This window comes from Novosphingobium sp. FG137 (genome assembly GCF_057809735.1).
Window position 1 is genome coordinate 598,618 of the sequence record NZ_JBMDKN010000001.1, and the last position, 24,085, is coordinate 622,702.

At 65.1% G+C, this 24,085-nt stretch carries 27 protein-coding genes; 9 read left to right on the top strand and 18 right to left on the bottom strand.

Features of this window, described 5'->3' with window-relative positions; genetic code table 11:
• Positions 1-20 precede the first annotated feature (20 nt).
• Complete coding sequence (pcaD, locus tag ACODS2_RS02705; RefSeq protein WP_488997460.1) at positions 21-806, top strand: 3-oxoadipate enol-lactonase; 786 nt, start codon at positions 21-23, stop codon at positions 804-806.
• A 4-nt stretch (positions 807-810) separates the two neighbouring features.
• Here the strand turns inward: pcaD and ACODS2_RS02710 are convergent, their stop codons facing one another.
• From ACODS2_RS02710 to ACODS2_RS02750, 9 genes are all read right to left on the bottom strand, one after another.
• Positions 811-1,110, bottom strand: coding sequence for a non-heme iron oxygenase ferredoxin subunit (locus tag ACODS2_RS02710; RefSeq protein ID WP_488997461.1), 300 nt, complete (start codon positions 1,108-1,110; stop codon positions 811-813).
• Between the two features lie 41 nt (positions 1,111-1,151).
• Positions 1,152-1,634, bottom strand: a complete 483-nt coding sequence (locus tag ACODS2_RS02715) for a nuclear transport factor 2 family protein (RefSeq protein ID WP_488997462.1) — start codon at positions 1,632-1,634, stop codon at positions 1,152-1,154.
• Positions 1,635-1,636: 2 nt separating this feature from the next.
• Positions 1,637-2,011: a hypothetical protein gene (locus ACODS2_RS02720; protein WP_488997463.1), complete on the bottom strand. Its 375-nt coding sequence runs from the start codon at positions 2,009-2,011 to the stop codon at positions 1,637-1,639.
• A gap of 22 nt (positions 2,012-2,033) precedes the next feature.
• The gene (locus ACODS2_RS02725) at positions 2,034-3,254 is read right to left on the bottom strand and encodes an aromatic ring-hydroxylating oxygenase subunit alpha (protein WP_488997464.1); all 1,221 of its coding nucleotides are present in this window, start codon (positions 3,252-3,254) and stop codon (positions 2,034-2,036) included.
• Positions 3,255-3,432: 178 nt separating this feature from the next.
• On the bottom strand, positions 3,433-4,731 hold the full coding sequence (locus ACODS2_RS02730; protein WP_488997465.1) for an acetamidase/formamidase family protein: 1,299 nt from the start codon (positions 4,729-4,731) through the stop codon (positions 3,433-3,435).
• Positions 4,732-4,914: 183 nt separating this feature from the next.
• Entirely contained in the window at positions 4,915-6,276 is a 1,362-nt protein-coding gene (locus tag ACODS2_RS02735; protein WP_488997466.1) for an efflux transporter outer membrane subunit, read from the bottom strand.
• Between the two features lie 20 nt (positions 6,277-6,296).
• The gene (locus ACODS2_RS02740; RefSeq protein ID WP_298167416.1) at positions 6,297-7,427 is read right to left on the bottom strand and encodes an HlyD family secretion protein; all 1,131 of its coding nucleotides are present in this window, start codon (positions 7,425-7,427) and stop codon (positions 6,297-6,299) included.
• A gap of 10 nt (positions 7,428-7,437) precedes the next feature.
• Positions 7,438-9,117, bottom strand: coding sequence for an MFS transporter (locus ACODS2_RS02745; RefSeq protein WP_488997467.1), 1,680 nt, complete (start codon positions 9,115-9,117; stop codon positions 7,438-7,440).
• 40 nt (positions 9,118-9,157) lie between these two features.
• A complete protein-coding gene (locus ACODS2_RS02750) occupies positions 9,158-9,382 on the bottom strand; it encodes a hexameric tyrosine-coordinated heme protein (RefSeq protein ID WP_421839502.1) in 225 nt (74 codons plus the stop codon).
• Positions 9,383-9,825: 443 nt separating this feature from the next.
• On the opposite strand from ACODS2_RS02750, the gene ACODS2_RS02755 reads away from it, so the two are divergent.
• Positions 9,826-10,749, top strand: coding sequence for a LysR family transcriptional regulator (locus tag ACODS2_RS02755; RefSeq protein WP_488997468.1), 924 nt, complete (start codon positions 9,826-9,828; stop codon positions 10,747-10,749).
• A 4-nt stretch (positions 10,750-10,753) separates the two neighbouring features.
• Here ACODS2_RS02755 and ACODS2_RS02760 read toward each other — a convergent pair whose 3' ends face one another.
• Complete coding sequence (locus ACODS2_RS02760; protein WP_488997469.1) at positions 10,754-11,182, bottom strand: organic hydroperoxide resistance protein; 429 nt, start codon at positions 11,180-11,182, stop codon at positions 10,754-10,756.
• Between the two features lie 151 nt (positions 11,183-11,333).
• Positions 11,334-11,801, bottom strand: coding sequence for a carboxymuconolactone decarboxylase family protein (locus ACODS2_RS02765; RefSeq protein ID WP_488997470.1), 468 nt, complete (start codon positions 11,799-11,801; stop codon positions 11,334-11,336).
• 383 nt (positions 11,802-12,184) lie between these two features.
• Here ACODS2_RS02765 and ACODS2_RS02770 point away from each other — a divergent pair, with 383 nt between their 5' ends.
• The gene (locus ACODS2_RS02770) at positions 12,185-12,412 is read left to right on the top strand and encodes a hypothetical protein (protein ID WP_488997471.1); all 228 of its coding nucleotides are present in this window, start codon (positions 12,185-12,187) and stop codon (positions 12,410-12,412) included.
• 187 nt (positions 12,413-12,599) lie between these two features.
• A complete protein-coding gene (locus tag ACODS2_RS02775) occupies positions 12,600-14,219 on the top strand; it encodes a GH35 family beta-galactosidase (protein WP_488997472.1) in 1,620 nt (539 codons plus the stop codon).
• Between the two features lie 10 nt (positions 14,220-14,229).
• Here ACODS2_RS02775 and ACODS2_RS02780 read toward each other — a convergent pair whose 3' ends face one another.
• The 3 genes from ACODS2_RS02780 to ACODS2_RS02790 all read right to left on the bottom strand — a co-directional run bounded on the left by ACODS2_RS02780 (position 14,230) and on the right by ACODS2_RS02790 (position 16,317).
• On the bottom strand, positions 14,230-15,081 hold the full coding sequence (locus tag ACODS2_RS02780) for a transporter (protein WP_488997473.1): 852 nt from the start codon (positions 15,079-15,081) through the stop codon (positions 14,230-14,232).
• Between the two features lie 61 nt (positions 15,082-15,142).
• Positions 15,143-15,898 (bottom strand): anti-sigma factor, encoded by a 756-nt coding sequence (locus tag ACODS2_RS02785; RefSeq protein WP_488997474.1) that lies wholly within the window; start codon positions 15,896-15,898, stop codon positions 15,143-15,145.
• Complete coding sequence (locus tag ACODS2_RS02790) at positions 15,895-16,317, bottom strand: RNA polymerase sigma factor (protein WP_488997904.1); 423 nt, start codon at positions 16,315-16,317, stop codon at positions 15,895-15,897. Before ACODS2_RS02790 ends, ACODS2_RS02785 begins: the two co-directional genes overlap by 4 nt.
• Here ACODS2_RS02790 and ACODS2_RS02795 point away from each other — a divergent pair.
• The 4 genes from ACODS2_RS02795 to ACODS2_RS02810 all read left to right on the top strand — a co-directional run bounded on the left by ACODS2_RS02795 (position 16,243) and on the right by ACODS2_RS02810 (position 19,878).
• Positions 16,243-16,428 (top strand): hypothetical protein, encoded by a 186-nt coding sequence (locus tag ACODS2_RS02795; protein WP_488997475.1) that lies wholly within the window; start codon positions 16,243-16,245, stop codon positions 16,426-16,428. The genes ACODS2_RS02790 and ACODS2_RS02795 overlap by 75 nt on opposite strands.
• 37 nt (positions 16,429-16,465) lie before the next feature.
• A complete protein-coding gene (locus ACODS2_RS02800; RefSeq protein WP_488997476.1) occupies positions 16,466-17,689 on the top strand; it encodes a S8 family serine peptidase in 1,224 nt (407 codons plus the stop codon).
• A 98-nt stretch (positions 17,690-17,787) separates the two neighbouring features.
• Positions 17,788-18,720: a hypothetical protein gene (locus tag ACODS2_RS02805; protein WP_488997477.1), complete on the top strand. Its 933-nt coding sequence runs from the start codon at positions 17,788-17,790 to the stop codon at positions 18,718-18,720.
• A 522-nt stretch (positions 18,721-19,242) separates the two neighbouring features.
• Complete coding sequence (locus tag ACODS2_RS02810) at positions 19,243-19,878, top strand: Crp/Fnr family transcriptional regulator (RefSeq protein WP_488997478.1); 636 nt, start codon at positions 19,243-19,245, stop codon at positions 19,876-19,878.
• Between the two features lie 117 nt (positions 19,879-19,995).
• Here ACODS2_RS02810 and ACODS2_RS02815 read toward each other — a convergent pair whose 3' ends face one another.
• Positions 19,996-20,580 carry a DUF4142 domain-containing protein gene (locus ACODS2_RS02815; RefSeq protein WP_488997479.1) on the bottom strand — a complete coding sequence of 195 codons (585 nt, stop codon included), beginning with the start codon at positions 20,578-20,580 and terminating at the stop codon, positions 19,996-19,998.
• 226 nt (positions 20,581-20,806) lie between these two features.
• Here ACODS2_RS02815 and ACODS2_RS02820 point away from each other — a divergent pair, with 226 nt between their 5' ends.
• Entirely contained in the window at positions 20,807-21,172 is a 366-nt protein-coding gene (locus tag ACODS2_RS02820; RefSeq protein ID WP_488997480.1) for a PRC-barrel domain-containing protein, read from the top strand.
• 138 nt (positions 21,173-21,310) lie between these two features.
• On the opposite strand, the gene ACODS2_RS02825 is transcribed toward ACODS2_RS02820, so the two are convergent.
• From ACODS2_RS02825 to ACODS2_RS02835, 3 genes are all read right to left on the bottom strand, one after another.
• The gene (locus ACODS2_RS02825) at positions 21,311-22,720 is read right to left on the bottom strand and encodes a class II fumarate hydratase (protein WP_488997481.1); all 1,410 of its coding nucleotides are present in this window, start codon (positions 22,718-22,720) and stop codon (positions 21,311-21,313) included.
• 8 nt (positions 22,721-22,728) lie between these two features.
• A complete protein-coding gene (locus ACODS2_RS02830; RefSeq protein ID WP_488997482.1) occupies positions 22,729-22,935 on the bottom strand; it encodes a NepR family anti-sigma factor in 207 nt (68 codons plus the stop codon).
• A 153-nt stretch (positions 22,936-23,088) separates the two neighbouring features.
• The gene (locus ACODS2_RS02835) at positions 23,089-23,910 is read right to left on the bottom strand and encodes a response regulator (protein WP_488997483.1); all 822 of its coding nucleotides are present in this window, start codon (positions 23,908-23,910) and stop codon (positions 23,089-23,091) included.
• Positions 23,911-24,085 lie beyond the last annotated feature (175 nt).

Genomic DNA, 24,085 nt, shown 5'->3' on the forward strand with positions numbered 1-24,085 from the left:
CAACTCCTACAGGTGAGACAATGATACACAGCAGCGGCCTGGCGATGATGAACGATGGCGCGGCCATCGCCTGGACCCTCGAAGGGCCAGCCGATAGCCCCGTCCTCATGCTGTCCAATTCGCTGGGCACCAACCGCGCCATGTGGCAACCGCAGCTGCCGGCGTTCACCGCCCGCTACCGCGTCCTGCGCTATGATACGCGGGGTCACGGCCAGTCAGCCGTTACCCAGGGTGATTACGGCCTCGATCGTCTGGGGCGCGACGTGGTGAATCTGCTCGATGCCCTTGGCCTTGATCAGGTCGATTTCTGCGGCCTCTCGTTGGGGGGCATGACCGGGCAATGGCTGGGCGTTTTCGCGCCCGAACGGGTCCGGCGGCTGGTGCTTGCCAACACATCGGCCTTCATGGGGCCGCCCACCGGCTGGCAGGATCGGATGAACCGCGTGCGCTGCGAAGGCATGGCCGCGATTGCCGATGCGGTGATCGCACGCTGGTTCACCCCGGCGTTTGCCGGCAGCCCGGCAACGGCCCAAGTCCTCCAGACCCTGCTAGGCACCGACCCCGCGGGTTACGCCGGGTGCTGCGCCGCGATCCGTGACATGGACTTGCGCCGCATCATCCCGCTCATCGACCAGCCCACGCTCGTGATCAGCGGGTTGCAGGACCCGGCAACCCCGCCCGAGCATGCGGCCTTGATCCATCAGGCAATTGAGGGCTCCACGCTCGTTTCGCTCGATGCAAGCCACTTGTCCAACATCGAACAGCCAGCGGCTTTTGCCGAGGCTGTTCTCGCATTTCTTGGCTGATGCTCTAGCGCTCGATGCGCAGTTCGCCGTCCTGTTCGGTCACGTCGTAGGCTCGGATCGGCACCGAGCAGGGCGCCGCGCGCGGCTCGCCCGTGCTGATGCAGAACGATCCCATGTGGAACGGGCAGAAAATCTGGCCATTCTCCACATAGCCTTCCGACAGCGAGGCTTCGCCATGGCTGCACAGGTCGTCCGTGCAGTAGAAGCCGTCCTTCCAGCGATAGACAGCCAGCGCGTGGCCATCGTCCAGCTCCACCCGCAAGGGCTCGTCGGCAGGCACGTCGGCGGCCCGGCACAGTGTCAACACAGAGGTCTCCTTAAAATCGGATGGTCAGCCACGAACGCTCAGGCCATGGGCACTTTGCCGGCCCACGGCGCCGCTGCCGGACTGGAAAGGCGCGGATCGAGCCGCACGCGGTCGAACCGCCACTCACCGCCGTGCTCGCTGAGTTCGCTGTCATACCAGCCGCCGTACCAGGTATCGCACGCGCTGCCGTCGTCCCGCCTCATGGTTGCGAGCTCCCACAGGTACCACCGGCAGGTCGCGGTGGTCGCATCCGGCCCGAGTTCGATCAGCGGCGAGACCATGTAGTGCAGCGACCATGTGACGAAGCCCTGCGCCAGTTCGGACAAGCCGGCGGCAATCGCGTCGCGCCCCTTCAGGTGCGCAACGCCGTCGAGCTGCCATTCGGCATCAGGATGGAACAGCGGCGCGAGGATGGCGGGATCGTTCTTGCGGTCGGCACCCACGGCATAAGTCGCGATCAGTTTCCGGATCGCCTCGCAGGCCTCGATGCGCCGCAGCCGCAGTTCGAGTTCGGCGGGCACGATCAGCGCGGTCCGTTGGGCGCAAGCGCCTGCCAGGTCTGGTCGCGGCCGTGGACCGCTACGAAGCGCTGTTCCTCGAAGGCGTACGGCACCCCCACCTGGCCCCGGTAGAACTCGATGTGCGGCGCGACCTCGGCCATCGACAGCGCAATGTTGAAAATGCCACGATGCGATTCCGGCAGCTCGCCGAGCGGGAAGGCGTCGCAGGCATCAAGGATCGCCTCGATGTGCGGCAGCACGCCGCCATAAAGGGCGTGAAGGTCCGCTTCGCTCGCTTCGCGGCGCGCGCAGGTGCGCTCGTCCGCAGTGCCAAGGTTCCAGCGTGCGAAGGGGATCAGCGCCTCGAACCCGGCGGGGACGGTCATTGGCTGGTTCATGATCAGGGTCCTTCCAGCGGGATCAGGCGTTGACGTAATCGTCCACAACCTTGCAGTTGTGGCGGATGAGGATCTCTTCATCTTGCAGGTGCTGGACCTTCTTCGCGCCCGAAAGCATGGCGCGGTAGGTGTCTTCCATCGTCGCGGTATCCTCCAGCCAGGCATTGCGCTGGAGAACCATCGACCGTTCGAAGCCCCACAGCTCACTGTAGGTGCGCGGCTTCTTCAGGTAATATTTGCCTTCCCACAGCGTCTTGTCGTGCGCGATCGGCCAGAACTGGTGGGTGAACCAGATGCCCTCGGAGACGTGCAGCAGCACGCTGGGGAACAGCACGCTCAGCTCGAACGCCCAGTCCGGCTCGCGGTTGGGGTTGAGTGTTGGCGGCAGGCTTGAGGCTCCACCCTGCGCGGCCAGCGATCCGCGTGAACGCTCGTTGGCCAGATCGCCGATCGGGGTTTGCGGCAGGTTTTCGATCTGAAGCCTGACCGAGCAAGTCCGGTGCGGCCCGAACAGTTCTACATCCTCGATTGGCCCCTTGAACACGTTGGGGAAGGACCCGGCGTGGATGGTGTCAACATGGTAAGCTTCGGCAAAGGCGTCCGATGCGACCTTCCAGTTGCAGTTGAGCGTCGTGTGATACGTGAAGCCATGGTCGCAGGCGGCGAAATCGAATCCGCCGAAATGATCGGCATAGCCGCCAAGGAAGTCCTTGAGCGACTGGACCGGGCCGGGATCGACGTTGACGAAGACAAACCCGGCCCAGGTATCGCAATGGACTTCGGTCAGGCCGTTCTCAGCCTTGTCGAAGCAGCTGTAGAAGCGTTCTTCCTGCGGCACGTTCACCAGCTCGCCCTGCGCGTTGTAGACCCAGCCGTGAAACCGGCAGGTGACCACCCCGGCGCGATTGCGCCCGTAGGTTTCCTGGCCGGTCTCGGTCACCACGGTGTTTCCGCGGTGCGAGCAGGCGTTGTGGAACGCGCGAATGACCTTGTCCTTCCCGCGCATGATGATCACCGAGGCATCGGCGAGGTCCAGCCGGCGGACCTTGTACGAGCCCACCTCCGGAACTTCCCGTTCAAGCGCGACGTAGAGCCACTGCTTCTTGAAGATCTTCTCTTTTTCTTTCTCGTAGTACGCAGGGTCGATGTAGGGCGCGACCGGAAGCGGTTCCTGGCCAAGATCGGGGTACTTGCGCGCCCAGCGGCCGGGTTCCTTGTCGATCTGAAGTGCCTCTGTTGCCATGCTCGCTCTCCTGCGCCTGTCACCCTCGGATCGAACCGGGCGCGCTGATGGGTTGGACCTGTGCTGCGCGGGGACTTGCCTCCCCCTCAGCAATCCTGCGCCGATGAGCTAGCCTTGCGGTCTGCTGCATCGCTATCCCGCGACTGCACCGCCCTGCACGCGGGGCGCACAAATGCGCTCAGCCGTACTGTTCCTCGACGAGATGAAGGATGCCGAGCCGGGCGAGGATCGTCTTGGGGCACATGAAGGTGACCCGCACCACACCGGGAAGCCGGCTGATCTCGATGGACCCCGCGATGGTCGCGCGGTTCATCACTTCGTCATAGGGAATGCCGGTGATCCGCGCCGCGCGATCGAGGCCGTTCTTGGTCGCATCGTTGAGGGTTGCTCCCGATCCGATGAAGGTGATGGGTGCGTTGTCCTCGATCTCGTTCTGGCCATACCTGGCGCCGAGTGCGATCACCGCGTCCCGTTCGGCGGCATCGAGCGGACGGGCGAGGAACGGGACATCGTCGAGATTTTGCAGCAGGATCGGGCCATCGAGCGCGAGGCCCTTGATCACCTCGACCTGTAGTTCAACCTCGCCGGCGACATCGGTGGCATGGCCGGCGATCTCCCCGTTGCCCTGCTGGGCGTGCATGTCGCCCATGTAGATCCCGCCCCCCGGAATCTTGACCGGGCAGATCAGTATCGCGCCCTCGCGGACGCTGTTCGTGTCCATGTGGCCGTCGGTCTTGTGCTGGTCGAGTTCCTCCTGCGAAAAGCTGTAGCCATGGGGGGCATCGAGCAGGAAGGTGCCGAAGTCCCCGGCATTGTGCGAATCCGGCAGATCGCGTGAGGGCGATGTGCCGATGTTGCCGAGGAAAGGCCGCATGCGGGCGGCGAGGCCGGCGATGTCTGCGCGGGCCAGCGAGAGGATCGAGTGCTGGGCCGAAGCCTCAGGCAGGGCGGAATTGACTTTCGCGTCCTGCGCCAGCGCCTCTGCCACCTGCTTGTTCACGGTCAGCGAGACCTGGTTCTCGCGATCTAGGACGATCACGTAACCATTGCTGAAGCGGAATGCGCTCACCTCTGCGCCGCAGCTGTCGCAGTGCACGGCATCGTCGCCAATGCCCTCGACATGGCTGGAGGGCGCGGTTGTGCCGCAGGCCGGGCACAGCTTGGCCACGAACGGATCGCCGACATAGCGGCCATCGACGAACTCCATCACGCCCGACGAGGTCGCCAGCGAAGTGACCCGAACCTTGCGCAGACGGATGGCGATCGCATCGCCGACTTCAGCGCCTTCGACGAGCACGGGCCGGGTTACTTCGTGCCCGCCCTGAAACTTCGGCGTGATCATCGGACCCCAGCATCCGGGCGGCGTCCCCGTGCGGATGACGCCGCCATCGCGCACGATTGCAGCCGGTGCGATGCCGGGCCCGACGATGCCGCCGCTATATTCGTAAACTCCAACCTCGTCGCGAACGCTCGCCATGATCATGCTCCCTGAGGCCGGTGACTACCTCTGTGCCAAGCGGACTCAGCGCTCGGTATCGGCAGTCATACGAGGGGGATGAATGCGGCCAAAAGGCTGCCAGCGCAGGAATTAGCCGCTCAGCGAAGCAAAGCGCCGATGGCAGCCCTCCGATCACGGGTTGGCCGGGTCAGTCCGTGCCCATCACCTTTCCAAGGCAGCCGCTGTCCTTGTCCAGCCGCCGCCCAGCGCCTGATAAAGCTGCACGCGCGCCGTCAGCGCATCGGTTTCGAGGCTGACGAGCGCCAGATCCGCGCTCAGCAACCCGCGCTGCGCGTCGAGTTGTTCGAGATAGCCCGAATAGCCAGCGCGGTAGCGATTGGTGGCGAGCCGCAGCCCCTCGGCCAAGGTATCGCGCTGGTGCCGGGCGAGCGCGATCTGCTCGTCGATGCCCTTGATGAAGGCCAGCGCGTCTTCGACCTCGCGAAAACTTTGCAGCACGGCGCGGCGATAGGCGAAGGCGGCCTGATCGCGCTGCCCCGCCGCGGCTTCGGCCCCTGCGCGCAGGCGCCCGCCAGCAAAGATCGGTGCAAGCGCGCTGCCGCCGAGCTGCCAGAGCGTGATGGGATCAGCGAGCAGGCTCGAAATCGCCAGCCCCCCGCTCAGCCCGAGGCGCAGCTGCGGCAGGAAGCGCTTGCGCGCGGCGGAAAGCGCTGCGTCGGTGGCGGCGAGCTGGTCTGCCGCCTGGGCAATGTCCGGGCGGCGCTCGAGCAGGGCCGAAGGCAGCCCGGCGGGTACCGCAGGCACGGCAAGGCTGGCGAGCGGCTTGCCGCGTTCGATTGCGCCGGGGGTTTCCCCGGAAAGCTGGCTCAGGCTGTCTTCGTTGCGCCGGATCGCGGCCTCGATCTGCGGGATGATCTGCGCGGTCGCGTCATATTCGGCGCGGGCCTGCTGCAGCTCAAGCTTCGGCGAATAGCCTGCCCGGTCGCGCGATTGGGCAATGCGCAGGGACTCGGCGCGGGCGGCCAGCGTCTCTCTTGCGACGTGCAGCCGCGCATCGAGGCCGAGCAGAGCGATGTACTGGCTGGACACAGCCCCTGCCACAGCCAGCCGCACACTGTCATGCGCGGCCTCGCTCGCGAGGAAGGCGGCGCGCGCCGCCGTCACGGAATCAGCGAGGCGGCCGAACAGGTCCACTTCGTAGCTTGCGGAAAGCTGCGGCTGGGCGAAGTCCTGATTGAGCGGGGTGCCGAAGGCGCTGACCGTGCGCGAATGGCCGCCCGCCAGGCCTGCATCGAGCGTGGGCAGAAGCTGCGCGCGCGCCAGCGCCACATTGGCCCGCGCTTCGCGCACTCGCCCGGCGGCGATGGCGACATCCGGGTTGTTGGCGACGGCGTGCTCGACCAGCTGCGCGAGCGCCGGATCGCCGAAGGATTGCCACCACTGCGCATCGATGGCGCCGCCACCCTGATCGGCCGCGCCGCGCCACGCAGGCGGCGGCGCTATCGGCGGCGCGTTCTGCGGCTGCCCGCCGGAAACGCAGGCGCCCAAAAGCAGGACAGGCATGAGAAGGGCGGCGCGCATCATCATTGCCCCATCGCGCGTGTGTCCACCGACACTTCGACCGACATGCCCGGCCGCAGCCGCCGCGCCGCCGCCTGTCCGGGGTCTACCCCAATGCGCACCGCGATCCGCTGCGCGACCTTGACGAAATTGCCGGTCGCATTGTCAGCCTTGATCACCGCAAATTCGGATCCGGCAGCGGGGGAGATGTTCTGTACATGGCCTGTCAGCACCTTCCCGCCCAGCGCATCGACGCGGAACGTGGCAGGCTGGCCGACCGCCATGGCACGCGTCTGGCTCTCCTTGAAGTTGGCGACGATCCAAGCATCGTGGGGAACAAGGAAGACGAGCTGGGTCCCCGGAGTGACATAGGCGCCATTGCGCACGCCGATCTCGGAAAGCTGGCCATCGGCCGGCGCGCGGATCACGGTGTTTTCGAGATCGATCTGCGCCAGCCGCAGCTGCGCTTTTGCCGCCTCGACCGCCGCACGCAGGCCGTCGCGTCCGACGACCACGGTTCGCACATCTTGCGTCCCGATGGCGCGTCCTGCCTCGGCCTGGCGCACCCCGGCTTCCGCAGCCATCAGCGCAGCGTGGGTCTGGTCGCGTTCGCGCTCCGAGATCGATCCGTCGGCCACGAGGGCATCTGCGCGCTTCATGTCTGCGCGGGCACGATCGAGCTGCGCGTGGGCATTGGCGATCGCGGCATCCTGGCTGAGCGTCGCCGTCTCGCGCGAGCGCTGGGCCTGCGCGGAATTGGCCAGTGCGGCTTCCTGTGCCGCGACGTTGGCCTCGGCCTGCGCCACCCGCGCGCGGTAGATGCGGTCGTCGATGGTCGCGATGATCTGCCCGGCCTTCACCTCAGTGAAATCCTGCACCGGCACTGATGTCACATAACCGCTGACCTGCGGCGCGATGATCGTCACCCGTCCGCGCACATAGGCGTTGTCGGTCGCTTCGGTGATCCCGGCAAAAGGCGGGAGGCGCCACGCATAGAGCAGCGCCATGATCGCCAGCAGCGCCACCACGATGATGATCGCCACCGTCGTCCGGCTCTTGGTGGGCGGGCTCCAGCCTGCGGGCGGTGTGGCCGCGACTTGCGGATCGGCGGCGGTACCGGGCGGCGAAGCGGTGATGGTGGCGGTCTCGGTCATGGCTATGGCCTCATGGCTTTGGCTGCGCAGCTGCCTGTGCAGCCTGCGCCATTTTCTGCTGCAACAGGATGACGGGTGATGGCTCGCGCCGCCGCCAGATCGACCAGCGAATGGCAAGGCCCCACAGCTCGGTCAGCACCGCAAGCGCTCCGACCAGCAGGAAAACGTCGTTGAAGGCGAGAATGTTGGCTTCGCGCGCAACCTGCTGCGCAACGAGCGCACCACCAGCCGCGCCGCGCAGCGCGGCGTCACCCTGGGTCGGCGCCAGCACGACCGCGCTGCCGCGCATTCGCGCCGCGACGACCGGATCGGTCATCACGATCGACTGCACCAGTTCGTGCGAGTGGTACTTCTCGCGCTCGATCTGGAAGGTGCCCAGCAGCGCCGTCCCGACCAGCCCACCGACACTCTGGCTCATGGCGAAGAGGACAACAAAGCTGATGAAGTGCTTTGGCCCCGCCAGTAGCGTGCGCGAGATGCCGATGACCATCGCCTGCGCCAGGAACAGCAGCGAGGCAAACCCGATTAGCGCCTGGCTGAAATAGAGGTTTTCCGGCCGCGTCAGATTGGTGGCCGAGGCGTCGATGAACGCCCCGATCGCGATCAGCAGCACGGCAAAGTTGATCGGCGCGGTGAGGTTGCTGGGCCGGAACGTAAGAACCGCTGTCGCGAGGCCAGCGAGCGAGGCGGCCACGACGATCAGGTTCAGCGTCACCATCTGGTCGTTGCTCATGCCAAGGACAGTGAGCAGGCCGATCGAGCCGAATGCCTGTTCGGAGAGGAGGATGCGGATCGAGGCGGCAACGAGGATCAGCCGCACGAGGTGGCGCGTGCCGAGCCAGCGTGTCTGGATCAGCGGATTTTCCCGTAGATGCTCCAGGATGAGCGAGGCGCCGATCAGCACGACGCTCAGCACCAGCGCGATCCCCATCCACGGGCGCTCGGTCCACCATTCGATGCGGCCTTCGGAGAGCACCGCGACGAGGAGGCCAATGCCCGGCGCAAACAGCGCGAAGGTGAGGAAATCGAGCGGCTCGAACACCTTTTCGCGCTCGCTAGGCGGCAACGGGAGCGCCATGACCGCCGCGAGCGTGGCCAGCGCGAGGCCGAGCTCGAACCAGTAGAGCATGTGCCAGTCTCCCCAGTCGAGCAGCCGGGGCGAGAGCGCGCGGGCGAGCGGTGTCGCCAGCATGGGCACGCAGATGCCGATCATCGCGCCCGCCAGCCGGCGCGGCGCGGTCATGCTCTGCATGAAATAGAGGATCGTCAGCGTCGAAAGGCCGCTCGCAGCGATGCCGCTGATCGCTCGGACGGCGACTGCTGACCAGAAATCGTGAACGAAAAGGTGCAGCAACGTGGACACCGCATAGGCCGCGAGCATCCAGCGGATGAACGGCTGCAATCCGAACTGCTGGCGATACTTCACCAGCAAGAGGTTGGACGGCACATTTGTCATGAAATACGCTGCCGTCAGCCAGGTCGCCTCGTCGCTGTAGAGTCCGAGCGAGCCTTGCGCGAAGCCCAGATTGACAAGGGTCAGCGCATTGCCCAGCCCGCCGGTGATGCCGACAAGCGCGCCAATCGCGAAATAGCCGCGCCGCCGCGATGCGGGATGATCGGGATTCGCGGGCGAACCAGGCAGCGTTGGCCGTTCGTGCAGCTTGAAGACATAGGGCGCTTCCTCGGTCATCGTGGCGCCCCTTCAATGCCCGCCCGCATTGCTGCCGCGCTCAACGCCAATAGGCATTGGCGGCGGCGATCGTCTGGAAGTTCACCGCCACGACATGCGATGAGGCGATGAGGGCATTGGCGTCGTCCTCGTAGATCGGACGCAACTTCTGGCGCACTTCGTCCGAAGGCTGGGTGAGCTTCACCGCCATGCGCGACAGCTTCATCGCGAGGGCAAAGCCGGCTTCGGGCGTGTCGGTCACAAGTGTTTCAAGCCAGGTGGTCATGATCTCGCTCCTTCAGTGCAAGGCAAATGCAAAGTGTTATCGATGCCGCCCGGAGTCGCCCGTTCCAGCAACATTTTTATCGTGTTTTTCGGTACTTGGCTTGCCGAAAGTAAAGCGCAAGGGCCGCTCTCGGCCGCGGTGACCGCGATCATTGCCCGAGGCGCCCAGCCCCCCGCAGATTGCGGGCCAAAGCGCAGGATGTCCGCCATCGCGGTCGGCATGGGCTGCCTCTGCGGTGCGGGCAAGATCGCTGGGAAGGTCGCTCATGGCAGTGTCTTCGGCATCGGCGAAACCTCGTTTTGCTGTTGCGGAGTTAAGCCCGTTTCCCGCCAAGTGTTATCGGCCAGCGCGGCATTTGATTGTTGCCCGAAACGCCCCAATATGCCCGGTATCGGGAAAGCGGTCAGGCATGGCCGGGCGCCCTTTTGCAGGAGTTGGCCGCGATGCCGCACATGCCCGATTTCGAAGCATGGGCCATCTTTGCCAAGGTCGCCGAGCGCGGCAGCTTCAGTCAGGCGGCGGAAGAGCTGGGCCTCGCCAAGACGACAGTATCGAAGGCCGTCACCCGGCTGGAGGAGCGGATGCAGACGACGCTGCTGCACCGTACGACCCGGTCCTTGTCGCTCACGGAAAGCGGGCGCCTTTCGCTCGAACGTGCGGCGCGAATTCTTGCCGATGGTGCGGCGGTCGAGGCAGAGATACTCGAGGAAGCGGCGATCCCCCGCGGGCTCATCCGCCTTGCGAGCACGACGGCGTTCGGAATCCAGCAGCTTGCACCCCTGCTGCCGGAGTTCATGGCGCGCTACCCCGAGATCATGGTGGACTTCGAGCTGACCGACCGGCGGATCGATCTCATCACCGAAGGCGTCGACGTGGTGCTGCGGGCGGGGCCGGAACCCGATTCATCGCTCAGGATCAGCAAGCTCTTCGCGTTTCGCGTGCCGCTGGTCGCCTCGCCCGCCTTTTTCGAGAAGCATGGCCGTCCGAAGCATCCGGCCGAACTGGCGCACTATCCGGCGCTGGTTTTCTCGCACATCGCGGGCTCGGAAACCTGGCACTTCCGCCATGCGGTCCACGGCGAAGTCACGGTGCAGGTCGATGGACGCATGCGCGTGAACAACGGCGTGGCAGCGGTTCCTGCGCTGGTGGCAGGCTTCGGGATCACGTCGCTGCCTGAAGCCTATGTCTCCGAGGAGCTGGCCGACGGCCGGCTCGAGGAAGTGCTCAAGGACTGGCCGGTGCGGCCGGCGCCGCTCCATGTGGTGACGCCCCCCGGCCGGGCTCGACCGGCGCGGGTACGCGTCCTGCTCGATTTCCTCCGCCAGCATTTCGCGACGAAATCCTGGGCCGAAGGGATCGAGTCCTGATCAATCAGGCGATGGAAATGCGAACGGCCACATTGCCGCGCGTGGCATTCGAATAAGGGCAGGCCTGATGTGCGGCGGCAACGATCCGTTCCGCTTCGGCACGTTCAAGCCCGGGCAGATCTACCGCCAACGCGATATCGAGCGCGAAACCGGGGCCGTGCTCGTTGGGGCCGATGCCGACCGTTGCAGTGACATTGGCGTCGGCCGGGACCGCGGCTTTCGACTGTCCGGCGACGAACTTGATCGCCGAGAGAAAGCAGGCCGCATAGCCGGCTGCAAAGAGCTGTTCCGGATTGGTGCCGACCGCCCCGTCTCCGCCCAGCTCGCGCGGCGTTGCAAGCTGCACCCGCAGCGTACCGTCGGCACTGGCAGCCGATCCGCTGCGCCCGCCGACAGCGGTGGCTTGCGTCTGATACAGTATCTTCATGGTCATCGTCCTTTGGCACGGGGTGCACACATCCGGGCAGCGATGGGGGGGGAGGGGAGGGCGCCCGGATGTGCACATGGTTGAACCTAGGGCGCCGTTCAGTCAGCGATAATGTGCCCGGCAGGCAATTGACTGGTGACGAACAGGCACCAATCGCTCAGGCGGCCTCGTCCAGCGCAGCGACTGCGCCGGGTACCGCGCGGAATGCCACGCCCAACCGGTTGTAGGCGTTCATGAGGCCGATCGCGATTGTGAGATCGGTCAGGGCGCGCGGGCTGAACACCTCGCTGGCCGCCACATAGTCAGCCTCTGGCACGCCGGTATCCGCCACGCGCGTGATGGCCTCGGCCCACGCCAGTGCGGCGCGTTCCTCGGCGCTGAACAGCGCGTCTGCCTCGCGCCAGACGGCAAGCAAAGCGATCTTGGCGGCTGGCACACCACGCTTGGCAAGGTCTCGGGTGTGCATGTCGATGCAATAGGCGCAGCCGTTGATCTGGCTGGTCCGCAGATAGACGAGATCGACGAGGCCCCCATCCAGACCGGACTGCATGATATGGCCATAGACCTGACCGAGTGCCTTGACCCCGGCGGGGCTGGCGGCGGTGTAGTCGAGACGGGCGGACATGGTGGCGGCTCCTTGGTTGATCCGGGCCACCGGAAGGCGGCTCTGCCAGCACGGATAGGCCGCTGCACAGCCCGCGATTAGAACCAGTTCGCCATCTCACTTGTGCCGGCCCGGCTGTACCGGTTCGGGTGGGGCATCCCCCCATTTGCCCAGACAGAACTAACCATGGGGGCAGGTTCAGGTTTGGCGCGCTTGAACGACAGAGAGCTTGCCCAACTCTCATCCTCGCGACCTGAGCGCAGAGCCTGAGGTCCCAGCAGGGAGGATTTCCGAAGGTGCCTCTTAACCAGTTGGTCAGCAACGTCATTTTCGCGCACGCACTGCGGGCGAGCGAGTAGCAGACGAGCAGCTCCGCGCCCTCGGTCAACGCGTGCTTCCGCGTGGTGCGCTGGATCAGGCAGACCCCGATCGCGCGTACCAGTTCGGACAGCCGCTCGCTGACGGCGGACATGGCAGGCTTCGCGTTCGCGGCGGAAGACCGCACCCGGGTGAAGCATTTCGTGCTGATGGACGCGTCGATCCCCGGGGTCGGGCCCTGGGAGGAAATGCTGAAAAGCCCGCTGCTCCGGCACTTCCAGTTCGGCGGGCCGGACAATGCCGAATTGCGTTAAACTCTATGCAAAATGGTCAATGCACGCAGCGAGCCTGCCAGCAATACAACTTTGAACCACAGTTTGCCAAATGAGAAGGGGCATTCTAGTTATGTGAAAAATGCGCTAGCGCGAAGAGGATCCTGTCTTGCAAAAACGCCTGCTCGGACTGGCCATGGCCTTGGCGGCGTTGCCAGTGTCGGTTGCCATGGCCGCCGAACCGCTCCCCGTCCTGCGCGATCGCCAGCTGCTGGTGGACGGCAAGCCCTATCTGGCGCTGGGCGGCGAGCTCCACAATTCCAGTGCTTCCAGCCCGGAATACATGACCTCGGTGTGGGACAAGCTTCAGGCCATGCACGTGCGCACGGTGGTCTCGACGGTGTCCTGGGAGGACTCTGAGCCGGAGGAAGGCCGGTTCGATTTCAGCCTTGTCGACGCGCAGATCGCCGAGGCGCGGGGGCGCGACATGCGGATCGTGCTCATCTGGTTCGGGGCCTTCAAGAATGCTTCGTCGACTTATGCGCCAACATGGGTCCGCGCAGACACTTCCCGCTTCCCCCGTGCGGTCGCCAAGGGCGCACTGAAGGAGGTGTTCACCTACCCCGGCGCCATGCCCAAGCCGGTGCTTTCCGTGTTCTCGCCCGAATTGCTCAAGGCTGATCGCACAGCTTTCGCGGCGCTGATGAAGCATCTGGCCACGGCCGATCCGGATCACCGCGTGATCATGGTGCAGGTGAACAACGAATCCGGACTGCTACGCGACAGCCGCGATCGCTCGGCTCTGGCAGAAGCGGCGTGGAGGGCACCGGTGCCGACGGAACTCTTGAGGTTCCTTGGCGCAAACCGTTCCGCCCTGAAACCAGAGCTCGATGCGTTGTGGGCCCGTCAGGGTCGCCGCTCCTCCGGCACGTGGGCCGAGGTATTCGGAACCGACTGGCAGGCCGACGAGGTGTTCATGGCCTGGCACTTTGCCCGCTACATGGAAGCTCTGGCTGCGGCGGGCAAAGCGGAACTCAAGCTGCCGATGTATACCAACGGCTGGCTGGGTCCGCAGGACGGCCAGCCCACGGCAGGGCAGTATCCCAGCGGGGGTCCCGCGCGGCGCGTGCTCGATGTCTGGCGCGCAGCGGCGCCTTCGCTCGATATGCTCTCACCCGACATCTACACGCCCAACGCCAAGCAGGTGCTGGCCGACTACGATCATGCGGGAAACCCCGTATTCGTGCCCGAGGCCGAATTTCGCACAGGCAACCTGTTCTGGGCGCTCGGGCAGCATCGCGCGATCGGTTACTCGGTTTTCGGGATCGAGGATGGGCGGGTCGATAGCCAACTCGCGCAGGCCTTGTCCCAGCTTTCTGGCCTGGACGCGGTGATTGCGCGCGCGCAGGCGGAAGGACGCATCGCGGGAGTTCTGCTCGACGATGGCAAGCCCGCCGTGATCACGTTGGGCGGCTACAGCATTACGGTTCAGGAGACGATGGGACTGCTGCGGCAAATGCTGCTCGACGTCGGACTGCAGGCACCGCCGCCACCCCCGCCGCTCCCCAGCGAGACGGAAGGGCCGCTGGCCCGGCCTGCGCCGGGGGATGGGCGGGCATTCGGCATCATCATTGCCGAGGGGAAAGACACATTCCTGATCATCGGCAAGGGCTTTACCGCCGACTTCTCCAAGGGTTCGGTGCTCGCCGAACTCGACCGGGTCGAAGAAGGGCGCATGACTGCCGAAGGATGGAAGCCCGGCCGAAACCTGAATGGTGACGAACGGCTGAGCATCGTGCCGACTGACCGCGTCGGCACGATCCGGATCAGGCTGATGCCTCCGGGCTGAGCGCAGCGACCTAGAAACCTGCTCCCAAGCGCAGGCCCAATTTGACATCGGGCGCGCCCCGGCTCAGCCCGACGTCACCTTGCAGCCCGAGCTGCAGCTTGCGAGCAATGCCAACGCCGAGCCCGAGGCCGATGCTCTGGCGATCAGCGAGCGCGCGCGCTGCGGATTGCTCATAGGAATAGGAAATCGCCGCCGATGCCCGCGACGAGAGCGCAATGCGCGTTCCGGCCGAGGCCGCGAGCTTGTTGCGCACGGCAAACCCCTCCGGCTTGCCGACGAGAGTGTATCCCACCGCCGCAAACGGCGTAATGCCGCCGCGCAAGGGACGGGCGATTTCGGCGTTCACCGCGTAATCGACCTTGCCGGTACCCAGGCCCTTGCTGCGCGAGGCTGTGGGCAGCTTCACCCCGGCGCCGAGCGAGGCGATGAAGCCTGCTGCTGGCACGTCGTAGGCGGCCTCGATTGCCGCATCGCCGATCCCTTCGCGCCGCGTCCTAACCGTCTGGCTGGTGCTGCTGCCCAGCAGCGGGCTTCCAAACAGACCGCCCTGACTGACGACCACGTCGATCGGCGCCGTTGTCCGCACATAGGGTACGGCCGCTGCCAGCCTCACCCGCCCCTTGCGCAGGCCCACACCGATCTTCGCCGAAGCGGTTTCGACTTTCGCACCGGTGCCGTAAGTGCCTTGCTCATAGTCCACACCGCCAAAGACCTCGGCAGTAGTTCGGCCTTTTGGGGTCTCATGCGGACCAAGTGCGGAAGGCTCCTGCGCCGAAGCTGGCTGGGGCAGCGCGAGAGCTGCGGTCAGAACGCCGGAAATCATGAACTTGCGCATGGTCGTCTCCACGATATGGCGGCTCACTGGGCCGTGCCTTCGTGGCGAAAACGAACGCCGCGCGCCGCTTAATCCATCGTGTCGGCGTTCATTGTGGCGTCTTGCGCCAACCGCGCGCCTTCGCGTCCTGTTCCTGCGCAGCGTCGAGTGCGCCGTCCTGCGCCATGTCCTGCGCCATGGCCATCAGCGCGGCATCGGTGCTGCCCGCTTGCCGATAATCGCCCGACTGGCCCGCCGTGGCGCCAAACACCTTCCGCAGCTGCCAGCCCCGTTCATCGCGGCACGCGATCCCGGCCTGCGCCTTGCCCGCGAAGGCGCGGCAATAAGTGCCGGTCCTGTCGCGGAAGCTGAGCAGGATACGCGTCGGTGCCGTACCGGATGTTTCGCCGGATAGTTGCTTGCCGAGTGCGTCGGCAAGTGGCCCTGAAGCATAATCCGGACCATTCGCCATCGGGGTTTCCCGATCGGCAAGCCGGGGCAGCAGGACGGCCAGAACCAGCGTGGCAGCCAGCGCAGGTCCGGCAATCCATGCCCAGCGCCGCAAGGATCCTTGCCGCCAGTCCGTAGCGGGAGCCGGCCGGCGGCTCGCCCGTTCCTTCCGCGCTGCGGCGAAATCGATCACCAGGCCTTGCGGCTCCTGCAACGCCGCCGTCAGTCGCTCCGGGATCGGGGCATCCATGATCGGGGCGAAATGGGCGGAAAGCTTGTCCCGCAGTGCGCGATGCTGCACCACCTGGCGGACAAGATCGGGATCAAGCGCGACCACTGCGGCAATGGCCCGCGCCTCCGCTTCCGGGAGCTGACCATCGGCAAAGGCCGCAAGCTGTTCCGGGGTGATTGTCATGGCGTAGTCCCAAGTAAAGTGAGTAATGCATCGCGGCCGCGTACCAGCCGCGAATTCAGCGTACCGACCGGGCAGCCGACGATCTCGGCGGCTTCCTTGTAAGAATAGCCCTCGACCATCACGAGCAGCACCGCCTCGCACTGCTCGGTAGGCAGGCGCGCGAGGGCGCGATCGATGTTGCCAAGCTCGACAACAGCTTCCTGATCGCCGCTGGCTCCTTCGGCTGCGCCGTGTTCCTCATCGACGAAGGTTTGCCACCGGCGTGAGCGGGAACGCGTTTCGTCAATCCAGATGTTGCGCATGATCCTGAACATCCAGCTGTCGAGCCGCGTCCCTTCCTGCCATTGATCCCGGCGGACGAGCGCACGTTCGATGGTCATCTGGCACAGATCGTCGCCGTCGGCCTGATCGCGCGCCAGCCCGACCGCAAACCGCCGCAGGCGCGGCAGGTGCGTCAGTATCTGCGATTCGAAGCGTTCGGCCAGCTTTCTGCCCTTTCATGGATGAAACGCCCGGCCCCGCTCGTTTAATCCGCAGTTCAGCAAAAAGAATCAAGGCTTCAACGTCATGCACTTGCGCCTGCTCCTATCACTCACGCTGGTCGTGGCTGCCGCTCCGGCTGCTGCCCAGCTCGGCCTGCCCGGCATCGACCAGACGCTGGGCCGGGTGAGAGGCAGCATAGACGGTCTTGTCGATCAGACGGTGAGCACCGGCCTCGAGACGGTGGAACGGCTCGCCTCGGTCCGGACCCTGCGGCTGGACCGGCTGGTGCGCGATCACCGCGAAGCGATCGAGTTCGACGGGGATGGCCAGCCCGCGCGGCGCGGCGAGCTTCTGCTCGAGGGTGCGGACAATGCATCGCTCGCGCGTGCGCTGCAGTACGGTTTCACCCTCATCGCCCGAGAGGACGTGCCCGAGCTTGGCATCTCGGTCGTTCGCCTTGCGGTGCCAGCCAGCCAGTCGCTCGCCCGAGCGCAGCGGGAGCTGCACGGGCTGCTGCCTGGCGCGACCATCGCTGCGGATCAGCTCTACCTCGCATCTGGCGAGGCAGCAGCCGGTTCGCCCGGCAAGGCGGCGCCGACGCTCGAAGCCGTGTCCACGCGGATCGGGGTGATCGACGGAGCGCCTGCGGCCTCCGCGCCCGTCGCAGCCTTGCGCGGCTTTGCGCGCGGTGCGCCGCTTGCCAGCGATCATGGCAGCGCGGTCGTCTCGCTGCTGCGGCATGCGGGCGCGTCCCAGATCGTGGCGGCTGATGTCTATGGCACCGATCCCGCCGGCGGGAATGCCATGGCCATCGCGCAGGCGCTGGGCTGGATGGTCGCGCAGCAGGCGCGGGTCGTCTCGATCAGTCTGGTCGGCCCGCGCAATCCGGTGCTGGAGCGCGCGATCAAGGCGGTCCAGGCGCGCGGCGCGGTCGTGGTGGCGGCGGTAGGCAACGATGGCCCTGCCGCGCCGCCGTCGTTTCCCGCCTCCTATCCCGGCGTGCTCGCCGTGACAGCGGTCGATGGCCGCAACCGCGCCCTGATCGAAGCCGGCCGCGCGCTCCATCTCGATTATGCCGCTCCGGGTGCCGATATGCTGGCGGCCAACGCTGCCGGGGTGTGGAAGCCGGTGCGCGGCACATCCTTTGCCGCGCCTCTGGTCGCGGTGCGCGCCGCGCATGCCTTGTCAGGCGCAGGCGCGCGCTGGCAGGCCGAGCTTGACGGCGAAGCGCACGATCTTGGCCGCCGCGGGCCTGATCCCGTCTTCGGGCGCGGCCTCATCTGCGGCCTTTGCCGCCTCACGCGATGAAATTTTCGCCTGTGATGGATTAAGCCGCAACGCCCATCCGTTTCCCTTGCATGCGGCACGAAGGGATCGTGCCCGCACCGGAACGAAAGGGAATTGCCATGAAGATCCTTCTCGCATCGACCTCCGCGCTGCTCCTCACCATCGTGCCCGCGCACGCCCAGCTCATCGGCGGCGGCGGCGGGGCGCTCGGCGGCACACTGGGCGGCACCTTGGGCGGAACGCTGGGCGGTACCTTGAACGGCCCGGGCAGCCTTGGCTCGACGATGGACACCGTCCGCTCGCCGGTCGACACTGTCGGGACCGCCACGCGCGCGAACTCGAAGTCCAGCGCCCGCACCGCCGGCAGCCAGAACGTCAACGCGAAGAGCGGCACGGTTCATGCCGATCGCAGCGCCAATGCTGGGCTGACCGGGATGACGGCGCAGGCTGTCTCCACGCCTGCACAGGCGATGGCGGGTAGCGCCTCGGGTGGCGCTTCGGGCAACGCCGCAGGTAGCGCCGATGCGCAGCTCATCGGCACAGATGCGCTGACCCAGACCGCCACGGGCACACTCACCACGGCCCGCACCGCTGCATCCGATGCCGCAATGACCGCGCGCAGCAGCGCGGGGATGATTGGCTCTGCAGCGCGGCAGACTGGCGGCTCGGCCAGCGGCGTTGCGATGGGAACGGCGAACGGCAGCGCCAACGGCCTGCTGTCTGGCGCATCGGGCAATCTGGCCGCTGCGGGCAGTCTGGCGGCAGCTGGCGACGGAGCCTTCTCCGTCAGCCGTGGCATGAGCGTCCTCGGCCCTGACGGGAACCGCCTCGGCAAGGTCCGCAGTGTGATCGCGGATACGCATGGTGAAGTGCAGGCGGTCCTCGTCAAGGTCGATGGCGCAACCGCCACGCTGCCGGCTGCGAATTTCTCAGGCAAGGGCAATGCGCTTGTTTCGGCGATGGGCGAGAGCCAGATCAAGCAGCAACAGGTCGCTGCGAAGAGCGCGGCGCCCAAGCAGGCAACGCCAGCGCGGTCCACGGCCCGGAAGTGACCTCGTGCAGTGACCTCGCTGCTGCGGGATGACCGCGGCAGCGAGGTCGGGCACTATCGCCCGCAAAGAGGCGGGTGGGACGAGCCAGGTCGTGCCGGGCGCAAAGCCCACCCCCGCCCTTACCCTGACAGGGCATCACCTGTCGGCGTTTCCATGAAATTTGGCCGCCGGCGTAGATGACGACATACTGCTTGCCGCCCACAATTGCAGGTTTGCTCTGGGTGGCAGTTCATGTGCCGATCCGGGTATGCGTCGCAGAAGTCGCAAGCGCGAATTGCGATTGGTTCGACCCTCTTGGCAAAAATCCAGTCCGCGCCAGAAACGAGCGCCGCCGACCATCGTCGTTTTCAAGCCTGCTGTCGGCGCCATCCTTCTTGGCGCACCAGTCACTGTCGGGTTGGCCGCGGGAAAGCCATGACGCGATGTGCAGAGATTGCCGTGCGACCAGCATCGGTTTGGGCGGGAACAGCCGCCCGGCGAAACGATTGAATGGTGACAGACCCTCACGCGGAGGAAATGTCGATGGCTGCAATTGCAATCGAACCGGCCGAAGTACGGCACATACGCCGCCATGCACACTTGGTGCGGCGCAATGAGACGACCGACCGCCTGTTCCGGGTCGTCGACGGCTGGGCGTGCCAGTATCGGCTCCTGCCCGATGGCCGCCGCCAGATCATTTCATTGTTCCTGCCTGGCGACTACTGTGAAGCGCAGTGGCTCCTTACCGGCCGGGCCAATTGGCCGATCGTGGCTCTGACCGATGTTTCGTTCGTCGAGCTCCCGCTGGCCCGGATTCGGGCCGACCTCGCGCACGGGGCACTGGGCATCATGGAAGTGCTGAACGCGATCGCACGTACGCTGAAAAACCATGAGACATGGATCGTGAACCTCGGGCGGATGAGCGCGACCGAGCGCATCTGCGCGCTGCTTGTCGATCTTTTCGAACGCATGGAACTGACGGGCAAGGTGGTGGCCAACCGCTGCCCAATGCCGCTGACGCAGCACGATATTGCCGATGTCGTGGGGATTTCGGCGGTCCATGCCAACCGCGTGCTGCAGATCCTTCGCGGTGCAGGGGTGATCGCCCTCCAGACGGGCCGGCTGGAATTGCTCGACCCGGCAGAACTGCGGCGCATGTGCGGCCCCGCGTGCCAGTAAGCCGTGCCAATCTGCCAAAAAAGACCGGCCACGACACCGAGGGGCGTCGTGGCCGGTATGATCCCGCGCGGGAGATCACGCTTCGAGGGTTGAAGCGAGGTTCCCGGCGCGGACTGCCTAGTGGGCGGGGGACGAGCCAGGCAGTTTGTCCAGCATATCGAGATGCGACTGGACTACGGGGGCGATCGTTGCCGCGACCGCCTTAAGGTTCGGCGTATCGCCATCAGAAGCGTAGTGCTGGTGCAGGTCCAGCGCATCCCTGTGCGCGGTGTGCTGCATGTCGAGGTAGAGTTTGTCAGCGTCGGCCCCATTTGCGGCGGCGAGTTGGCCAAGCTTCTCCTGCTGATCATCGGTCAGAGCCGGCAAGCCCGGCGCGAGTTTGATCTTGTCTGCTGCGCTGCGCAATTCGTTGGTGGACTTCTCATGCGCGGCGATCATCGTTTTGGCGAACGAGCGTATGTCCGCGTTCCCCGTGGTCTTCAGGATCGCCTGCGAGGACTGGATTTCGAAGCTGTCCCCGGCTGCCGCCTTGTCGAGATAGCCGCGTGCATCAGTCGTCTGGGTAACTGCCGCGGGCAACTTGATGTCCGGCGCTTCAAGCGTCACCTTGTCACCCGACGGACTCTCGTCATCCACCTTCTTGTCGCACCCGGCTAATGCCAAAGCGAGGGCCGGAGCCACGATCCAGAACGCACGATCCATAAGCCATCTCCTCTGAAAAATGGCATGGTAATGCCATCGCAGACCCATCCAGAGAGGAGGGCCCAGTGCCGCAGATAACGTTCGCCGAGCCGGAGAGGTCCATCAGGAGATACTGATTTGGGTTAGAAAGTCGGAAGGGGGGTAGAGCCGGAACAACGCCAGTCGCTCCAAGTTGTCGCAATGTCCTCAGGCACCCTGAGGCCATTTCAACAGCAGGAGCCATGACATGTCCGACACGTCCGATACTTATGAGACGCATGATCTCATCTCTTCCGACAGGGTTGAAGGCACAGCAGTCTACAATCCGCAAGGCGAGCGCCTTGGCACCATCCAGCGCTTCATGGTCGACAAGCGCTCGGGCAAGGCACACTATGCCGTGCTTCAGTTCGGTGGGTTCTTTGGCATCGGCAGCGATTACTACCCCATCCCGTGGGAAATGCTGGCCTATGATCCGAACAAGAGCGGCTATGTTGTCGAGCTCAATCAGGAGCAGCTCGGTGATGCGCCGCACTATGGCGATTCCGCAGCACCGGAATTCGACCGTCAGTATGGCAAGGAGATCTACTCCCACTACGGCCTGACCTACTACTGACTGCGTGCGGCGTGGGACGTAAGCGCGCCTCTCGGCACTCTCACCGGAGCGTCCTTTGCCCACGCCGGACGGTCAGCCGAACGACATCGCGCCGAGCCCACGGGGGGACCGTAGTCGGTGCGTAATTTGAGTCATGGTTCAGCTTTGCGGGGTTACCATGTCCTGTGGGCGGACAAGTCGATCGAAGACTTCTGCATCGACAATCCCGCTTTCAAGCGCTGCTTCGCGCAGGGTCAGGCCGCGAGCATGGGCATCGTGCGCAATTCGCGCGGCCTTGTCGTAGCCGATATGCGGCGCGAGCGCTGTAACGAGCATGAGCGAGCGTTCGACGAGATCGGCGATGCGGCCCTCGTCAGCGCGAAGGCCCTGGAGGGCGTGGCGAGTGAAACCCGCTATCGCATGGCTGAGCAGGGTGACAGAGCGCAGAACATTCACGCCGATCAGGGGCATGGCGGGGTTCAGCTCGAACTGACCCTGCAAGGCACCAAGCGTGACCGCATGTCCGCCCGCGATCACCTGCATCGAAACCATGATCAGCATTTCGCACTGACTGGGATTGACCTTGCCCGGCATGATAGAACTGCCCGGTTCGTTGGCGGGCAGGACCAATTCGCCAAGCCCGGCCCGGGGGCCCGAGGCCATCAAGCGAATATCGCCGGCGAGCTTGGTCAATGAAGTTGCCAGTTGGGCCAGCGCGCCCTGCAGTCCGACGAGCGCATCGCGGCTGGCAACGGCTTCGAAAGAATTGGCCGCCGGGCGGAAAGGAAGCTGCGTGATCGCGGCGATCTGCGCGACCACAGCGGAAGCAAAGCCCGGCGGGGCATTGAGCCCTGTGCCAACAGCGGTGCCGCCTTGCGCTAGCTCCCAAAGGTCGTCCATTCCCTTCACCAGGGCCCGCCGCGCCCGGTCGATCTGTGCAACGTGCGCGGAAAATTCCTGCCCGAGCGTAAGCGGCACCGCATCCTGGAGGTGCGTGCGGCCGATCTTGACCACATCCTTCCAGGCGCGCTGATGTTCGATGAGGCTTGCCAGGAGGCTGTCAATCGCGGGCAGAAGATCGCGCGCCAACTTGGACTGAACCGCGATGTGGATCGCACTCGGAAAGCTGTCGTTCGAGGATTGTGCGCGGTTGACGTGGTCGTTGGGATGCACCGGCGCGCTCCCACCGCGCACACCAGTCAGGATCTCGTTTGCCCGGCCGGCAATGACCTCGTTGACGTTCATGTTGGTGTGCGTACCCGAGCCGGTTTGCCACACAGTGAGGGGAAAATGGTCGTCGAGATCGCCGCACATCACTTCCTGCGCCGCTGTTTCGATTCCATCGGCAAGATCGGCTGGTAGGCCATGCGCGCGATTGATACGTGCAGCCGCTACTTTGATCGTGGCCAGTGCATGCACGATCGCAAGCGGCATTCTTTCCGGTTCCGGAAAATCGAAATGAACCAGACTGCGCTGTGTCTGGGCACCCCAATATGCTGCAACAGGGACCTCGATCGGACCGAAGCTGTCGTGTTCGGATCGGGTCCGACCATCGGATTGCAGCACCATGTCGCAACCTACTCGGAAATGTCGCTGGCGATCTGCGCCAGCAAGTCGAGAAACTCCTGCGGCACAGGCTCTTCAACCACGGCGTCGTAATAGGCGCGGATGTCCTTGTTCCAGTCGGCCTCGGGAAGCTCGCCATCCTGTAGATCGACCGGCGCCGCCCGCTTTCGTTCAAAGCCGGGAGCAGGTTTCGCTTTCGAGAACGGGTCCTTGTTCATGTATCGTTTCCCATGCCCGATACCGCACATGCTGGCCTGCACAAACAGAGCCCGCTTATGGCCATTGAAATCTCCGAAAAGCATACTCCGTTCCCGGATTCCATTGTCGTCTTGTACCATTCCCGGCAGTGCAACGCACTTACCGGGAATACCTCACTGTCGGCCGTGTGAGCCGAAGAAGAGCGCCTGGCTGATCGCCGTGCGCACCGTTTCATCGCGAAACGGCTTGCCAATCAGGAATGCCGGCTCCGGCCGTTCGCCCGTGAGCAGCAATTCCGGAAAGGCCGTAATGAAGATCACCGGTACGTCGCTCTGCGCCGCGATAGCATCGACCGCCTCGACACCTGAGCTACCGTCTGCGAGCTGCACATCGCTGAGCACGAGGTTCGGCTTTTCCAGATCGAAAAGGACGCGCGCATCCTGGGCAGTGGTCGCATTGGCGACAACTTGGTGACCGATTTCGGCAACGATGCTCTCGAGGTGGCATGCGATCAGTGCCTCATCCTCGATGACGAGCACGCGCACCGGCTCGTCGAACCCGAGATTGGTCTTCGCCTGCTGGACGAGTTCCTCCGCATATCTTTCTGAAACACTCAGGATCGCAGCGGTTTGGAGGACCGAAAAGCCTTCGAGTTGATGGAGTAGAAGGGCCTGGCGCTGCAGGCTCGGAACCCGCGCAATTTGCGAGCCGTGCTCGGAGACCGATCCAGGTGGCGCCGGGACCTCGGTCGACATCCACAGCTTGGTGAAGGCGCGGAACAGGGCGATTGGTCCGTTACATATCTCGGCGCGGATGGCCCCGTCATGGAGTGACGACTCGAGCAGCGCCCGGACTAACGCGTCTCCCGCAGTTTGCCTGCCCGTGAGGGACCGAGCGTAGCGTCTGAGGTAGGGCAGGGCTCGTCCCAGTTCCGCGCCGGCCTGATCGCCGGCCGATATGCTGCGGCCGGAAAGGTGTGAAGGATCCGAAGACATGCCCATAACTGGTCCCATATAGCGCGGCCCGTTCACTCTGCGGCGCGCAAGTGTGGCGGGGTTTCGACATAAACGGTTGCCGTGCGGGTAGTTCCCGCCCGCGTGACAAAAAACTTGCGGCTGCGGCCTGTGGGGCAATTGCCACGCCTCGCCGCAAGGTTTGCACACTAACTAA

Bases quoted from the DNA above. Each gene is read 5' to 3' on its own strand.
- ACODS2_RS02720 (WP_488997463.1), bottom strand. From the start codon at position 2,011: ATGAACCAGCCAATGACCGTCCCCGCCGGGTTCGAGGCGCTGATCCCC.
- ACODS2_RS02830 (WP_488997482.1), bottom strand. From the start codon at position 22,935: ATGAACAAGGACCCGTTCTCGAAAGCGAAACCTGCTCCCGGCTTTGAA.
- ACODS2_RS02775 (WP_488997472.1), top strand. From the start codon at position 12,600: ATGGCCGCCGAACCGCTCCCCGTCCTGCGCGATCGCCAGCTGCTGGTG.
- ACODS2_RS02760 (WP_488997469.1), bottom strand. From the start codon at position 11,182: ATGACCATGAAGATACTGTATCAGACGCAAGCCACCGCTGTCGGCGGG.
- pcaD (WP_488997460.1), top strand. From the start codon at position 21: ATGATACACAGCAGCGGCCTGGCGATGATGAACGATGGCGCGGCCATC.
- ACODS2_RS02745 (WP_488997467.1), bottom strand. From the start codon at position 9,117: ATGACCGAGGAAGCGCCCTATGTCTTCAAGCTGCACGAACGGCCAACG.
- ACODS2_RS02800 (WP_488997476.1), top strand. From the start codon at position 16,466: ATGCACTTGCGCCTGCTCCTATCACTCACGCTGGTCGTGGCTGCCGCT.
- ACODS2_RS02805 (WP_488997477.1), top strand. From the start codon at position 17,788: ATGAAGATCCTTCTCGCATCGACCTCCGCGCTGCTCCTCACCATCGTG.
- ACODS2_RS02815 (WP_488997479.1), bottom strand. From the start codon at position 20,580: ATGGATCGTGCGTTCTGGATCGTGGCTCCGGCCCTCGCTTTGGCATTA.
- ACODS2_RS02740 (WP_298167416.1), bottom strand. From the start codon at position 7,427: ATGACCGAGACCGCCACCATCACCGCTTCGCCGCCCGGTACCGCCGCC.
- ACODS2_RS02765 (WP_488997470.1), bottom strand. From the start codon at position 11,801: ATGTCCGCCCGTCTCGACTACACCGCCGCCAGCCCCGCCGGGGTCAAG.
- ACODS2_RS02725 (WP_488997464.1), bottom strand. From the start codon at position 3,254: ATGGCAACAGAGGCACTTCAGATCGACAAGGAACCCGGCCGCTGGGCG.
- ACODS2_RS02835 (WP_488997483.1), bottom strand. From the start codon at position 23,910: ATGTCTTCGGATCCTTCACACCTTTCCGGCCGCAGCATATCGGCCGGC.
- ACODS2_RS02735 (WP_488997466.1), bottom strand. From the start codon at position 6,276: ATGCCTGTCCTGCTTTTGGGCGCCTGCGTTTCCGGCGGGCAGCCGCAG.
- ACODS2_RS02730 (WP_488997465.1), bottom strand. From the start codon at position 4,731: ATGGCGAGCGTTCGCGACGAGGTTGGAGTTTACGAATATAGCGGCGGC.
- ACODS2_RS02785 (WP_488997474.1), bottom strand. From the start codon at position 15,898: ATGACAATCACCCCGGAACAGCTTGCGGCCTTTGCCGATGGTCAGCTC.
- ACODS2_RS02810 (WP_488997478.1), top strand. From the start codon at position 19,243: ATGGCTGCAATTGCAATCGAACCGGCCGAAGTACGGCACATACGCCGC.
- ACODS2_RS02825 (WP_488997481.1), bottom strand. From the start codon at position 22,720: ATGGTGCTGCAATCCGATGGTCGGACCCGATCCGAACACGACAGCTTC.
- ACODS2_RS02820 (WP_488997480.1), top strand. From the start codon at position 20,807: ATGTCCGACACGTCCGATACTTATGAGACGCATGATCTCATCTCTTCC.
- ACODS2_RS02755 (WP_488997468.1), top strand. From the start codon at position 9,826: ATGCCGCACATGCCCGATTTCGAAGCATGGGCCATCTTTGCCAAGGTC.
- ACODS2_RS02750 (WP_421839502.1), bottom strand. From the start codon at position 9,382: ATGACCACCTGGCTTGAAACACTTGTGACCGACACGCCCGAAGCCGGC.